General features: G+C 73.7%; 16 protein-coding genes. 8 read left to right on the forward strand and 8 right to left on the reverse strand.

Annotation, left to right across the window (positions count from 1 at the left end; genetic code table 11):
• Positions 1-189: hypothetical protein (locus ACWC0C_RS40350; protein WP_450869527.1), on the forward strand; the 189-nt coding region annotated here is incomplete at its 5' end.
• A gap of 412 nt (positions 190-601) precedes the next feature.
• Here ACWC0C_RS40350 and ACWC0C_RS40355 read toward each other — a convergent pair.
• Genes ACWC0C_RS40355 through ACWC0C_RS40365 form a run of 3 tightly spaced genes read right to left on the reverse strand, consistent with a single transcriptional unit; the run spans position 602 to position 4,199 of the window.
• Complete coding sequence (locus ACWC0C_RS40355) at positions 602-3,163, reverse strand: ABC transporter permease (RefSeq protein WP_450869528.1); 2,562 nt, start codon at positions 3,161-3,163, stop codon at positions 602-604.
• The gene (locus ACWC0C_RS40360) at positions 3,160-3,909 is read right to left on the reverse strand and encodes an ABC transporter ATP-binding protein (RefSeq protein ID WP_449199703.1); all 750 of its coding nucleotides are present in this window, start codon (positions 3,907-3,909) and stop codon (positions 3,160-3,162) included. The genes ACWC0C_RS40355 and ACWC0C_RS40360 overlap by 4 nt, the downstream gene beginning before the upstream one ends.
• Positions 3,906-4,199 carry an SHOCT domain-containing protein gene (locus ACWC0C_RS40365; RefSeq protein WP_450869530.1) on the reverse strand — a complete coding sequence of 98 codons (294 nt, stop codon included), beginning with the start codon at positions 4,197-4,199 and terminating at the stop codon, positions 3,906-3,908. Before ACWC0C_RS40365 ends, ACWC0C_RS40360 begins: the two co-directional genes overlap by 4 nt.
• A 37-nt stretch (positions 4,200-4,236) precedes the next feature.
• On the opposite strand from ACWC0C_RS40365, the gene ACWC0C_RS40370 reads away from it, so the two are divergent.
• The 5 genes from ACWC0C_RS40370 to ACWC0C_RS40390 are packed head-to-tail and all read left to right on the forward strand — an operon-like array spanning position 4,237 to position 6,912.
• Entirely contained in the window at positions 4,237-4,404 is a 168-nt protein-coding gene (locus ACWC0C_RS40370; protein ID WP_450869532.1) for a hypothetical protein, read from the forward strand.
• An 8-nt stretch (positions 4,405-4,412) separates the two neighbouring features.
• Positions 4,413-5,003, forward strand: coding sequence for a TetR/AcrR family transcriptional regulator (locus tag ACWC0C_RS40375; protein ID WP_450869534.1), 591 nt, complete (start codon positions 4,413-4,415; stop codon positions 5,001-5,003).
• A gap of 4 nt (positions 5,004-5,007) precedes the next feature.
• Positions 5,008-5,397 carry a (R)-mandelonitrile lyase gene (locus ACWC0C_RS40380; protein WP_450869535.1) on the forward strand — a complete coding sequence of 130 codons (390 nt, stop codon included), beginning with the start codon at positions 5,008-5,010 and terminating at the stop codon, positions 5,395-5,397.
• A 22-nt stretch (positions 5,398-5,419) separates the two neighbouring features.
• Complete coding sequence (locus tag ACWC0C_RS40385) at positions 5,420-6,004, forward strand: DUF4865 family protein (protein WP_450869536.1); 585 nt, start codon at positions 5,420-5,422, stop codon at positions 6,002-6,004.
• On the forward strand, positions 6,001-6,912 hold the full coding sequence (locus ACWC0C_RS40390; protein WP_450869538.1) for a phosphotriesterase family protein: 912 nt from the start codon (positions 6,001-6,003) through the stop codon (positions 6,910-6,912). Before ACWC0C_RS40385 ends, ACWC0C_RS40390 begins: the two co-directional genes overlap by 4 nt.
• Before the next feature lie 121 nt (positions 6,913-7,033).
• Here the strand turns inward: ACWC0C_RS40390 and ACWC0C_RS40395 are convergent, their stop codons facing one another.
• From ACWC0C_RS40395 to ACWC0C_RS40405, 3 genes are read right to left on the reverse strand one after another with little or no spacing between them, the layout of a single operon-like run.
• Positions 7,034-7,789, reverse strand: coding sequence for an NUDIX hydrolase (locus ACWC0C_RS40395; protein WP_449199697.1), 756 nt, complete (start codon positions 7,787-7,789; stop codon positions 7,034-7,036).
• Complete coding sequence (locus ACWC0C_RS40400) at positions 7,786-9,024, reverse strand: ROK family protein (RefSeq protein WP_450869540.1); 1,239 nt, start codon at positions 9,022-9,024, stop codon at positions 7,786-7,788. Before ACWC0C_RS40400 ends, ACWC0C_RS40395 begins: the two co-directional genes overlap by 4 nt.
• Positions 9,025-9,059: 35 nt before the next feature.
• Complete coding sequence (locus ACWC0C_RS40405; protein ID WP_450869541.1) at positions 9,060-9,365, reverse strand: hypothetical protein; 306 nt, start codon at positions 9,363-9,365, stop codon at positions 9,060-9,062.
• A gap of 80 nt (positions 9,366-9,445) precedes the next feature.
• Here ACWC0C_RS40405 and ACWC0C_RS40410 point away from each other — a divergent pair, with 80 nt between their 5' ends.
• Complete coding sequence (locus ACWC0C_RS40410) at positions 9,446-10,579, forward strand: methyltransferase (RefSeq protein WP_450869613.1); 1,134 nt, start codon at positions 9,446-9,448, stop codon at positions 10,577-10,579.
• Here the strand turns inward: ACWC0C_RS40410 and ACWC0C_RS40415 are convergent.
• Together ACWC0C_RS40415 and ACWC0C_RS40420 are read right to left on the reverse strand one after the other, a co-directional pair.
• Positions 10,566-11,432: a class II fructose-bisphosphate aldolase gene (locus tag ACWC0C_RS40415; RefSeq protein WP_450869543.1), complete on the reverse strand. Its 867-nt coding sequence runs from the start codon at positions 11,430-11,432 to the stop codon at positions 10,566-10,568. The two genes, ACWC0C_RS40410 and ACWC0C_RS40415, sit on opposite strands and share 14 nt — an antisense overlap.
• 39 nt (positions 11,433-11,471) lie before the next feature.
• Positions 11,472-12,353, reverse strand: coding sequence for an SIS domain-containing protein (locus ACWC0C_RS40420; protein ID WP_450869545.1), 882 nt, complete (start codon positions 12,351-12,353; stop codon positions 11,472-11,474).
• 124 nt (positions 12,354-12,477) lie between these two features.
• Between ACWC0C_RS40420 and ACWC0C_RS40425 the strand changes: the two genes are divergently transcribed.
• Positions 12,478-13,257 (forward strand): DeoR/GlpR family DNA-binding transcription regulator, encoded by a 780-nt coding sequence (locus ACWC0C_RS40425; RefSeq protein WP_449199692.1) that lies wholly within the window; start codon positions 12,478-12,480, stop codon positions 13,255-13,257.
• Positions 13,258-13,344: the final 87 nt, after the last annotated feature.

Below are 13,344 nucleotides of genomic sequence, written 5' to 3' on the forward strand. Positions count from 1 at the left end.
GCGCTCGCCGCAGCCGCCTCCGCGCTGAGCGCGAGCCCGGCGCCGACGCCGGTGGCGGCACCGGTGGCGGCGCCTGTGGGGAGCGCGGCTGCGGCTCCCGTGGCAAGCGCTGCGCCGGCGCCCGTGGTGAGCGTGGCTCCCGCCCCCGCCGGTGCCCATGCGCCCGCCAGGCCGGGCCTTCCCGGCTGACCGGGCGGTGACCTTCGGCCCCAGCGGAGGGTCCCTTCATGGAGCTTGCACCGGTGCTGCGGCTGGGCGGGGGTCGGATCGCTCGCCGGCGCCGGCCGGGTGCCGCTGCGCCCACCCGTGCCGCCCCAGCGGCACGACTGCCCGCAGCTATGCGGGTACACCTGCAACTGCCGGGTGGGTGCCGCCCCAGCGGCACGACTGCCCGCAGCTACGGCGCGAATGCGGTGCGGCCGGCTGCAGTTCCCCAGGGGCGCGGGGAACTGCGCGATCAGGCACCACGCAGCCGCACACGCGAACGGTCTCAACCGGCCCGGCGGGTAGGCGCCGCCCCAGTGGCACGATGGGCCGCGCCCGGCAGACGCCCAGCAGAGCAAGGGTGCCGTCCCGGCGGCACGAACCTCTCGCCGCCGAGTTACTCCGTGGCGATCGCCCGCAGGACGTCCAGCCGTGCCGCTCGTCGGGCCGGGCGGAGGCCGGCCAGGGCGCCGGCGGTGAGGCCGATGAGGGCGACCACCGCGAGCCGCGTGGGCGGGAGGGCGAAGGCGAAGGCGGTGTCGCTCGCGCCGTCGGACGCCTTGACCAGCACCCAGCCCAGGAAGGCACCGAGTCCGAGCCCGCCGACCGTGCCGAACGCGGCGACCAGGACCGACTCCCAGCGGACCATGGCCCGCAGCTGGGCGCGGGTCTGGCCGACGGCCCGCAGCAGGCCCAGTTCCCGGGTGCGTTCGTGCAGCGCGAGCGTCAGCGTGTTCGCGATGCCGAGCAGCGCGATGACCACCGCGAGGGCGAGCAGCGCGTAGACGAGGGTGAGCATCATGTCGATGCCGCCCGCCGAGGACTGCGCGTACTCGTCCCGGCTCTGCACGGACGGGTTGCCGTACCGCGCGGCGACCGCCCGCACCGCCGCCTTGCCCGCGTCGGCACTCACACCGTGCCTGAAGGTGACGGCGATCAGGCTGTCCGCGTCCTGGGTGCGGTGCGGGGCCCAGGCGGCCCGGGTGATGACGTAGTCGCCGGCGAGTTCCGACCGGCCGTACACGGCCCGGACGGTGAAGTTCTCCGACTTGCCGTCGGTGAAGGTCAGCCGGGCGGTGTCGCCGGTGCGCAGCCGCTGCCGGTCTGCCTCCGCACGGGTGATCGCGATGTCGTCGCTGCCGAGGTCGCGCAGGGACCCGGTGACCGTACCGAGGTCGAAGGTGCGGGCGAGCGCGGCCGGATCGGTGACGGTCAACGCCCGCCCCTTGCCGTCGACTTCGGCGACCCCGCGGCCGAGTCCCACGGCGGTGTCCACCTGGGGCAGTCGCTGCAGGGCGGGGGCGAGCCGGGGGCTGAGTCCGCTGCCGCCCGCGCCGAAGGACGGGCTGCTGACGGCGACGTCGCCGGCGAAGGACCGGGACACCGTCTGGTCCATGGTGGCCTTCAGCGAGGCGCCGAAGACGGTGAACAGCGACACGACGGCCACGCCGATCATCAGCGCGCTCGCCGTGGCCGCCGTCCGCTTGGGGCTGCGCAGGGCGTTGCGCCGGGCCAGGGATCCGGTGACCCCGCGCAGCCGGTCCAGCGGGCCGCCGAGCAGTCGTACGGCCGTGGTGGCGGCGACCGGGCCGAGGACGACGAAGGCCGCAAGGGCGAGCAGTGCGCCGACTCCCGCCAGCCACACGGACGGGGAGACGAGGACACCGGTCAGGGTCGTGGCGAGCGCCAGCGCGCCGAGGGCGCCCCCGGCGATCGCACGCACGCGGGAGGCACCGGAGGTGTCGACAGCCGTCTCGCGCAGGGCGGCGAGCGGTGCCGTCCGTCCGGCGCGCCGGGCCGGCAGCAGCGCGGAGCCCAGGCAGACCACGATCCCCACCGCCAGTGGCAGCACCATCGACAGGGTCTTGATGACCAAGTCCCCCTCGGGGAACGGGAATCCGATCGCCGGGAACAGCGCCTGGAGGCCGGCGGCGATGCCGATGCCGCCCACGAGCCCGGTGAGGGACGCGGTGAGCGCGACGACGCAGGCCTCGGCGAGCGCGGCGGCGGTCACCTGGCGGCGGGCCGCGCCGAGGGCACGCAACAGGGCGTTCTCCCGGGTGCGTTGGGCGACCACGATGGCGAACGTGTTGTGGATGGAGAAGGTGGCCACGAGCAGGGCGACACCGGAGAACACGAGCAGGAAGGTGGTGAAGATGGTGAGGAACTGGCTGGAGATCATGTCGGTGTTCTCCTGCGCCGACTGCCGACCGGTGATGGCCTCGACCCCCTCGGGCAGCACGGGAGTCAGCCGCCGCACCAACTCCTGCTGGCTCACTCCGGGTCCGGCCCGCACCTCGATGGCCGCCGCCTGGCCGGGGCGCGCGGTGAGGTACTTCCCGGCGTCGGCCCGGGTCATGCCGGTGAACGTCACCTGGGCCATGCCGTCCTGGCCGCCGAAGGTGGCGAGTCCGACGACGGTCACGCGAACCGGGTCCGGGGTGCGCAGGACGGTCGAGTCGCCGATCTTCAGGCCGCCCTTCTTCGCGGCGCCCCGGTTCACCACGACCTCGCCTGACCTGGCCGGCGCGCGGCCTTCGGCCAGCCGGTACGGGTTGAGGTGCGGGTCGGTGATCCAGTTCCCGGCGAGGGTCGGCGGTCCCTGGCCGCCGACGGGTTTGCCGTCGGAGCCGACGAGCTGGCCCGCGCCCTGGATGTTCGGTTCCGCGGCGGCCACGCCGGGGACCCGCTCGATGGTCTTCACCAGCGAGGTGTCCACGGGCCGCCGTACGCCCTGGGCCTCGCCGGGTGTGGTGATGGCGTCGGCGCCGCGTACGACGGCGTCCGTGCCGCTGGTGGCCTCGCCGAACATGCTGCCGAAGCTCGCACGCAGCGTGTCGCCCATGACGAGGGTGCCGGTCAGGAAGGCGACCCCGAGGAACACGGCCACGAAGGTGCCGGCGAACCGGCGCCGGTGCGCGCGAAGAGAGGTCAGGCTGAGTCGGAGTGATGCGTTCATGTCCGCACCTCGAAGGCCTTCATGCGGTCCAGGACCCGGTCCGCGGTCGGCGACTCCATCCGGTCCACCAGACGTCCGTCGGCGAGGAAGAGCACCTCGTCGGCGTGCGCGGCGGCCACCGGGTCGTGCGTGACCATGACGACCGTACGGTCCATCTGCCGTACGGCCCGGCCGAGGAGGCCGAGGACCTCCGCGCCGGAGCGGGAGTCGAGGTTTCCGGTCGGCTCGTCGGCGAAGACCACGTCGGGGCGCCCGGCGAACGCCCGTGCCACGGCGACGCGTTGCTGCTGCCCGCCGGAGAGTTCCGAGGGCCGGTGGTGCAGCCGGTCGCGCAGTCCGACGACGTCGACGAGCGCGTCGATCCACTCCCGGTCGCCGCGCCGCCCCGCCAGGTCCAGGGGCAGGGTGATGTTCTCCGCGACGGTGAGCGTCGGCACCAGGTTGAACGCCTGGAAGACGAAGCCGACCCGGTCGCGGCGCAGCAGCGTCAGGCGCCGGTCGTCCAGCGTGCCGAGTTCGGTGCCGCCGATGTAGGCGGCGCCGGAGGTGAGCGTGTCGAGGCCGGCCGCGCAGTGCATGAGGGTGGACTTGCCGGATCCCGAGGGGCCCATGATCGCCGTGAAGCGTCCGGCGGGAAAGGAGACGTCGACGCCGTCCAGGGCGCGTACGGCGGTGTCGCCACCGCCGTACACCTTCACCGCGTCGACCACGCGGGCCGCGGCTCGCAGTGCGGTCGTGGTGGTCATGCCACACCTCCCTTGCCCGCGCGGCCGAACTGCTCCTCCAGGACGGACAGGCGGCGCCAGTACTCGTCCTCGTCGATCTCGCCTGCGGCGAAACGGCGGCCGAGGACGGCGAGCGGCGAGTCGCCCGCGGGGCGTGCGCCGTCCATGGGCCGCCAGGGGCCGCCGCGCCCGCGCCGGCCGGTGCGGCGCAGGAAGGTGACGGCTCCGATCACCACCGCCGCCCAGATCAGCGGGAAGAAGAGGATCCATGGGCCGGGGCCGCCGCCGTCCCAGTTGGCCAGGGTCTGCATCTCGGGTCATCTCCCTTGTCGGTTTCTCTCAGCGGGGATGCCACGAGACTCCCTCCGGCAGGGGCTCCGGGTCGTCGTGCGGCCGGCGGCAGTACGGGTACCTCCCGGGGAGTACGACCGGGGCGGCGCCCTGCTCCCCGGGGACTGGCGGATGGACTGGCTGACGGACCGGCAGATGGACCGGCAGAAGGACTGGCGACTGTAACTACTAGTATGTACAGTAGTCGCATGAGCACCTCGGAACGTCTGATCGAGTCCACCCGTGAGCTGCTGTGGGAGCGCGGGTACGTGGGCACGAGCCCCAAGGCGATCCTGGAGCGCGCGGGCGCGGGCCAGGGCAGCATGTACCACCACTTCAAGGGCAAGCCGGACCTCGCCCTGGCGGCGATCCGGCGGACCGCGGAGGAGCTGCGGGCGGCCGTCGAGCGGATCCTGGCCGGGCCGGGCACGCCGTACGAGCGGATCGAGGCGTATCTGCTGCGCGAGCGTGACGTACTGCGCGGCTGCCCGATCGGCCGACTGACCATGGACCCGGACGTGATCGCGAGCGACGAGCTGCGCGCGCCCGTGGACGAGACGATCACGCGGATCCGGGAGCTGATCGCGGAGATCGTCGAAGAGGGCAAGCGGCAGGGGCAGTTCGCGCCCTCACTGGACGGCGAGGAGATCGGCGCGACCGTCCTCGCGACCCTGCAGGGCGGCTATGTCCTCGCCCGCGCCTCCGGTTCCCCCGCCGCCTTCGACGCCGGTGTCCGGGGTCTGCTCTCCCTGCTCGCACCCCGAACTCCCGGACAGGAGAACTGAGTCAGTGCACATCAACAGACGGCGTCCCGACACCCGGCAGGGCCCGGCGGAGAACTTCGCCGGCACGGTCTGGCTGGACGAGATAGCCGCCCCGGCCGCCCCGTCCCGACTGCGCATGTTCAACGTCCACTTCGCTCCCGGCGCCCACACCGCCTGGCACCGGCATCCGCACGGCCAGGTGCTGCACGTCCTGGAGGGCGAGGGACTGGTGCAGCGCGAAGGCGGTGCGGTGGAGGCGATCCGCGCGGGCGACACGGTGTGGATCGAGCCGGGCGAACGGCACTGGCACGGCGCCGCACCCCGCACCTTCATGACCCATCTCGCGGTCGTGGAGGCCGCCGAGGACGGCACGACGACCGAGTGGCACACGCACGTGGACAACTACCCCGCCTGAGACCCTGGAAGGGAATCACGACATGCACGCCATGCAGTACGAGTACACCCTGCCCGCCGACTACGACATGGGCGTCATCCGCTCCCGCGTCGCCCGTGTCGCGCATCTGCTGGACGACTGGGACGGCCTCGGGATCAAGACGTACGTGATGCGCGAGCGCGGGGTGAACGGCTCGCCGGTGAACCAGTACGGCCCGTTCTACCTCTGGAACACCATGGAGGGCATGAACAGCTTCCTGTGGGGAGGAACCTTCCAGGGGCCCGTGAACGACTTCGGGCGGCCGGTGATACGGCAGTGGACGGGCCTGGCGTTCGAGGAGGGCACCGCGGCCGGGTCCGCACCCGCGTTCGCCGTGCGTCGGCGCCAACCGGTGCCGGAAGGCGTCGAGTTGGCCGCGTTCATGGCGGACGCCGCGGCCGAGACCGGGCGGCTGGCCGCGGAGGACGGTGCCGTCCTCACCGCGGCGGCCGTGGACACGCGCGCGTGGGAGCTGGTCCACTTCTCGCTCTGGGAGCACGACACGCCCAAGGCCGACGGGGACGTCTTCGAGGTCCTGCACCTGTCCGCGCCCGGCCGGGACCGCCTCCCGCGCGGACGGCAGTGGTGAGCCACGTCCGTACGGTCCTCGGCGACATCCCGCCCGAGGACCTGGGCGTGTGCGACGCGCACGACCATCTCTTCCTGCACAGCCCGCTGTTGCCGGGCCAGGAGCTGGACGACGTGCCGGCCGCGCGTGCCGAGCTGGCCGCGTTCCGGGCGGCGGGCGGAGCGGCCGTCGTGCAGTGGACGCCGTACGGCATGGGGCGGCGGGCGGCGGACCTGCCGGAGCTGTCCCGGGCCAGTGGAGTGCGGCTGGTGTGCGCCACAGGCCTGCATCAAGCCGCGCATTATGAGCAGGAGTTGCTCGACAAGCTGCGTGGCAGCGACCTCGCCGGGCTGTTCGTGGCCGAGCTGACCGAGGGCATCGGTACGTCCGGGGTGCGAGCCGGCTTCATCAAGGTGGCGGGCGCTTTCCACACCCTCGACGCGCACGCCCGCTGGACCATGACGGCGGCGGCCGAGGCCCACCACGCCACCGGCGCGCCTATCGCCGTGCACCTGGAGCTGGGCACCAGCGCGCTGGACGTGCTCGACCTGCTGTGCGGCGAGTTGGGCGTGCCCGGTGACCGGGTGGTCCTGGGCCACCTGAACCGCTTCCCCGACCCGGTGGTGCAGCGGCAGGCCGCCGGGTCGGGGTGCTGGCTGGCCTTCGACGGTCCCTCCCGCGCCCATCACGCCACCGACTGGCAGATGCCGGAGGCGGTACGGGCGCTGGCGGAGGCCGGTTTCGGTGACCGGCTGCTGCTCGGTGGCGACACGGTGGTTGCGGGGGGCCGCTCGGTCTCCGGCGGCCCCGGAATGCCGTATCTGCTGCGCAGGGCTCGGCCGCGGCTTGAGGCAGAGCTGGGTGCCGAGTTGGTGTTCCGGATGCTTACCGAGCATCCGGGGCGGGCGTTCGCGGTCGAGTGGCGGTGATTGCTCTTCGCTGGGAGCGCCCGCTGCCGTGCACGGCGCCGGGCAAGCTGGGGCACAGTGCGGTCCGCCACCGTCTAACCGTCCTCCCGGCCGACCCGGCGCCGGAACGCTTCCTCACGGTTCAGTCGGCCGCGGCCGTGTAGGCGCGTACGACCGGGCGCAGATAGTCGACGCTGGGTCCTTCGAGCCGCTCCAGGTCGGCGGTGGAACCGATCAGTGCGACCCGGTCGAACTCGGGGTCGTCGCCGTGGACGGTCTCCTTCCTCACCAGCTCCGCGTACCGGTCGTACAACTCCCGTGCGGGGCGCGGCGGGGCGGTGAACATGACGCCGACGCTGCCGTGTCCGCCCCGGGTGGTCAGCCGCGGGGCCAGGGCGTCGGCGGGGGTGTCGGAGCCGGTCTCCTCGGCCAGTTCGCGAGCCGCGTGCGCACGCAGTGCGTCCAGGTCCAACTCGCCCTGTTCCACGGGCGGTTCGACGGTTCCGCCGGGCAGTTGCCAGCGGCCCGGGGCGGCGGTCGAGGGCGCCGTCCGGCCCACCAGCAGGCGCCCGTCGTCGGCCGGCTGGAGCACGGACACGAACAGGGAGGCGTACACGGGAGCGTCGGGAACCTGGCGCAGGGCCCGGTGCCGGTAGGTGGTGCGGGCCCAGGACAGCACCAGGCCGTCGGCTCCGTCCCGCTCCAGTGCGGTCAGCGCGGCCACCGGTCCGTCGAACAGGGCGGGGTTGGCTCGTACCGCCGCCTCCCACGCCCGGTCCCTCGCCGAGCGGTGGTGCTCCGGCAGCTCCGGCAGGGCCGTCTCGACCAGGCGGATGCGCCCGGCGGGCAGGATCTCCACGGCCGGAGCGGGAGGGATGCCCTCGCTCGCGTCGGTCACCGCAGCGCCCCCAGCGGGTCGTCCAGTGCGGGCTGCCAGGCCAGCTCGGCCGCGCCGACGAGGCTGTTGTGGTCGAGCGTGCAGGGCAGAATCGGTACTCCGCCGCTCTGGCCCCACAGGCTGCGGTCGGCGACGACCGCGCGCAGCCGGCCGGGATCTGCGTCCAGGAGGGTGCGGTGCAGGCCGCCCAGAATGATGCGGTCGGGGTTGAGGATGTTGACCAGGCCGGCCAGGCCCAGGCCCAGGCGGTCGATCAGCGCCTCGGCGGCCGTCCGGACGGCCGGGTCCGCGTACTGGGTGCGCAGCAGGTCGTTGGCCTGCTGGAGCAGGGACACCTCGGGCCCCGGCTCACGGCCGGCCTCGACCAGCAGGGCCAGCGGGTCGGCCTCGACGTCCAGGCAGCCGCGGCTGCCGCAGTGGCAGGGCCGGCCCTCCGGGTTGACGGTGAGGTGGCCCACCTCCAGGGCGAGTCCCGAACTGCCGGTGTGCAGGCGGCCGTCCAGCACCAGGGCACCGCCGACGCCCCGGTGCCCGGTGGCCACGCACAGCAGGTCCCGCGCGCCCCGGCCGGCGCCGTGCCGGTGCTCGGCGAGCGCGGCGAGATTGACGTCGTTGCCCGCGAAGGCCGGGCCGGTGATGCCGGCGGCGCGCACACACTCGGCGAAGATCCGGCGGACGGGGGCGCCGACGGGCCAGGCCAGGTGCAGCGGGTTGAGGGCGAGGCCGTCGGGTTCGGCCACGGCGGACGGTACGGCGAGTCCGGCGCCTACGCAGCGGCGGCCGGTCGTGCGCAGCAGTTCCGCGCCCGCCTCGACGACCGAGCCGAGCACCTTCGCCGGGTCGGCGTCGACGGTCTCGCAGCCGGGCGCGGTCGCCACGATCCGCCCGCCGAGACCGACCAGCGCGGCCCGGAAGCCGTCGGCGTGGACCTGGGCGGCGAGCGCCACCGGGCCGTCCTCGGCGACCTCGAGGCGGTGCGAGGGACGCCCCTGGGAGCCGGCCGCGGCACCCGGCCGCGCGTCCACCCGGATCAGCCCGAGCGCCTCCAGCTCGGCGGCCACCGCCCCCGCCGTCGCCCGGGTGACGCCGAGTTCCGCGGTGAGCACGGCGCGGGTCGGCGCCCGCCCGGTGTGCACCAGCTCCAGCGCGGGTCCGAGCGCGCCGCGCCCTCGGTCCAGCCGCGCCCTCGAGGTGGTCCGCTCCCCCGCCGTCCGGGGATCCGCCTTGCCGCTCATGAGGCGAGTCTCCCATGATCCACACGTACGGCGGCCTACCGGCCACCGACCCGAAGCGTGATGTCCGGACGTCCGGACAGGTCCAACTCGGTCGGCGCGGTGCCCCGTACACCCGCGACACCCGCGACACCCGCGGCACCCCGTGGCAGGCGAGCCGCGACGGCCCGCCGAACACGAACAGGTCGCCGCCGCGCAGCTCGACACAGGTGCATGCCCATGCCGCCGTCGTCGCCGCCCGGGGTGCGGACCGTGCGCAGTCCGGCCGCGTCCGGCCGGTCCGGGACGTGCACGGCGCCCGTCGCGACCTCCGCGCGCTCCCCGGGAAACAGCTCCGCGTCCACACGCTCCATCGTGCCGCAGGCCCGCCCCACCACCCCTGAGCTGCGGCTCCGCTAGCCTGGGAGACACGATGAGCGACCGTATGACGACACCGTGGGGCGAGGTCGAGCTGTCCCGCTTCCCCGAGGACCCCCGCGACCGGCTGCGTGCCTGGGACGCCTCCGACGCGTACCTGCTGCGCCATCTGGCCGAGGAAGGGGTGTCCCTCACGGGTTCGGTCGTGGTGGTCGGGGACCGCTGGGGTGCGCTGGTCACGGCGCTTGCGGAGCACCGGCCGACGCAGATCACCGACTCCTACCTGAGTCAGGAGGCGACCCGGGCGAATCTGGCGCGGGCCGGTGTCGAGCCCGGTGCCGTCCAGCTGCTGACCACCCAGGATCCGCCGCCGGAGCGGGTGGACGTGCTGCTGGTGCGGGTTCCGAAGAGCCTGGCGCTGCTGGAGGACCAGTTGCTGCGACTGGCGCCGGCGGTGCACGCGGGCACGGTGGTCGTCGGCACCGGGATGGTGAAGGAGATCCACACCTCCACGCTCCAGCTGTTCGAGCGGGTCCTCGGCCCGACCCGGACCTCGCTGGCCCGGCAGAAGGCCCGGCTGATCTTCTGCACCCCGGACCCGGCGCTGGAACGGCCGGCGAACCCGTGGCCGTACACCTACCCGCTCCCCGACGGCATCGGGCCGGTCTCCGGGCGCACGGTGGTCAACCACGCGGGCGTCTTCTGCGCCGACCGCCTCGACATCGGCACCCGCTTCTTCCTGCGGCACCTGCCCGGACCGGGCGCGGGCCGCGTGGTGGACCTCGGGTGCGGCAACGGCGTGGTCGGTACGGCGGTGGCGCTCGCGGACCCGGCGGCCGAGGTGCTGTTCGTGGACGAGTCCTTCCAGGCGGTGGCCTCGGCGGAGGCGACGTACAAGGCCAACGGGGTGCCCGGGCACGCGGAGTTCCGGGTCGGCGACGGCCTCGCCGGAGTGGCGCCGGGCAGCGTGGACCTCGTCCTGAACAACCCGCCGTTCCACTCCCACCAGGCGACGAGCGACGCGACGGCGTGGCGGATGTTCACGGGGGCGCTGCGCTCGCTTCGGCCGGGGGGTGAGCTGTGGGTGATCGGGAACCGGCACCTGGGGTATCACGTGAAGCTGAGGCGGTTGTTCGGGAACTGTGAACTCGTGGCCTCCGACCCGAAGTTCGTGGTGCTGAGGGCGGTCAAGAAGGGTTAGCCGTCCTGGAGAGGACCCCGATGATCCGGCTCACCTCGCGGGCCATCGCCTCCCGGCCCACACTCAGGTACTTGCGGGAGTCGACGGCCTCGGGATTGGCCGCGAGGAACGCACGAATCGCGCCGGTCATGGCCACATTGAGCGCCGTGCCGACGTTGACCTTGGCGATGCCGCCCGCGACCGCCGCGACCAGGCCGTCGTCCGGGACACCGGAGGAACCGTGCAGGACGAGCGGGACGGACAGCGTGGTGGACAGCCGCCCCAGCAGGCGGTGGTCGAGGGTGGCGGTGCGGGTGGTCATCGCGTGCACGCTGCCGACGGCGACGGCGAGCGCGTCGACGCCGGTGCCGGACACGAAGTCGCGGGCCTGGTCCGGGTCGGTGCGGGCGCCCGGTGCGTGGGCGTCCAGCGGCAGCCTGCCGTCCTTGCCGCCGATCTGCCCCAACTCGGCCTCGATCCACAGCCCTTGGGAGTGTGCCCAGTCGGCGGCGGCCCGGGTCGCGGAGAGGTTCTCGGCGTACGGCAGCCGGGCCGCGTCGTACATCACCGAGCTGAACCCGGCGTCGGGCGCCTGGCGCAGCAGGTGGTCGCTCTGCACGTGGTCCAGGTGCAGCGCGATGGGGACGGTGGCGCGTTCGGCTGCGGCGACGGCGGCCCGGGCCAGCGGCAGCAGCCGCCCGTAGCGGAACTTGACGGCGTTCTCGCTGACCTGGAGCACGACGGGCGCCCCGGCCGACTCGGCGCCGGCGATGACGGCCTCGACGTGTTCCAGGGTGATGACGTTGAACGCGGCGACGGCGGAGCGGGTTTCGGCGGCGGCGGTGACCAGCTCGCCGGTGGGCGCGAGGGGCACGTGCGGTGTCCTTCCGGGGCGCGGGCGGCGGGTCGGGGCTCAGGGGGCGAGGATCACCGAGCGGGTGAGATGGCGCGGCCGGTCGGGGTCGAGGCCGCGGGCGGCGGCGACGGCGACCGCGAGCCGCTGGACCCGGACGAGTTCGGCGAGCGGGTCGAGTCCGCCGCCGATCCACAACCCGCCGGTGGCGCGGACCTGCCCGGCGAGTCCGTCGGGTGCCTCGCCGAGCATCCAGGTGGCCGTGCCCTCGGTGGTGATGCTGATCGGGCCGTGCCGGTACTCCATCGCCGGGTAGGCCTCGGTCCAGGACAGCGAGGCCTCGCGCATCTTCAGCCCGGCCTCGTTGGCGAGCCCCACGGTCCAGCCGCGCCCCAGGAAGGTGAACTGGGTGCAGGCGACCAGTCCTTCGGGAAGAGGAGTGGAGAGCGCCGTGCGCGCGTCGGCTATGACGGAGTCGGCGTGGAGGCCGAAGTGGGCGCGCAGGAGGGTGAGGGCCGTGGTGGCGAACCGGGTCTGGACGACGGAGCGTTCGTCGGCGAAGTCCAGCACGACGAGGTCGTCGGCGGCCGACGTCACGGGGGTCTCCGGGTCGCCGGTGACGGCCGTGGTCCGCGTCCTGCCGCTCAACTCGCCCAGGAGCTCCAGTACTTCGGTGGTGGTGCCGGAGCGGGTGAGCGCCACGACCCGGTCGTACGAGCGCCCGTACGGGAACTCGGAGGCCGCGAACGCGTCGGTCTCGCCCTGCCCGGCGCTCTCGCGCAGGGCGGCGGCCGCCTGCGCCATGAAGTACGAGGTCCCGCATCCCACGATCGCGACCCGTTCCCCCGGCCCCGGCAGCGCGTCCCGGTACCGCTCCGCCGCCTCGGCCGCCCGTATCCAGCACTCCGGCTGGCTGTTCAGCTCGTGCTCGACATGTGTCATGCCCACACCCTCCCCTGCTGATTGTTCCTGCAAGATATAGCGAGCTTTCGAGCACAATCAAGCATTCGAGCGCAGAGTGAGGTGCGCTAGGGTCACCGGGAACACGTCAGAACGGAGGCTGCGGATGTCCCGGGACGCCCGCTGGAAGGCGCTGCTGGAGCTGCTCGTCGAGCGCGGCCGGCTGGAGGTCGAGGAGGCGGCGGCCGAGCTGGAGGTGTCGGCGGCGACGATCCGCAGGGACTTCGACCAGCTCGCCGAGCAGCAGATGCTGGTGCGCACCCGGGGCGGCGCGGTGGTGCACGGGGTGTCGTACGAACTCCCGCTGCGCTACAAGACGGCCCGCCGCGCCTCGGAGAAGCAGCGCATCGCCAAGGCCGTGGCCGATCTGCTGGCGCCGGGCGAGGCGGTGGGGCTGACCGGCGGTACGACTACCACCGAGGTGGCCCGCGCCCTGGCCGTGCGCGGTGACCTGGCCACCGGCTCACCCGCGCTGACCATCGTGACCAACGCGCTCAACATCGCCAATGAGCTTGCCGTACGACCCCAGTTCAAGATCGTGGTGACGGGTGGGGTGGCGCGCCCGCAGTCGTACGAACTCATCGGTCCGCTCGCGGACGGTGTGCTCGGGCAGATCACGCTCGACGTGGCGGTGCTCGGTGTCGTCGCCTTCGACGTCACGCACGGGGCGGCGGCCCACGACGAGGCGGAGGCCGCGATCAACCGGCTGCTATGCGAGCGCGCCGAGCGGGTGGTGGTGGCCGCGGACTCCAGCAAGCTGGGCCAGCGGGCGTTCGCCCGGATCTGCGGGACGGAACTGGTGAACACACTGGTGACGGACACGGCGGTGGGGCAGGAGACGGTACGCCGCTTCGAGGAGGCGGGCGTCCGGGTGCTCACGGTGTGACGGTCTGGGGCCTCACGGTGTGGCCGTCCCAGTCCTCACCCGGGAGGCGGCGGGCAGGGCTCGGCCGCGGTCGGCCCGCGCGGAAAC

Source organism: Streptomyces sp. NPDC001709 (assembly GCF_053596375.1).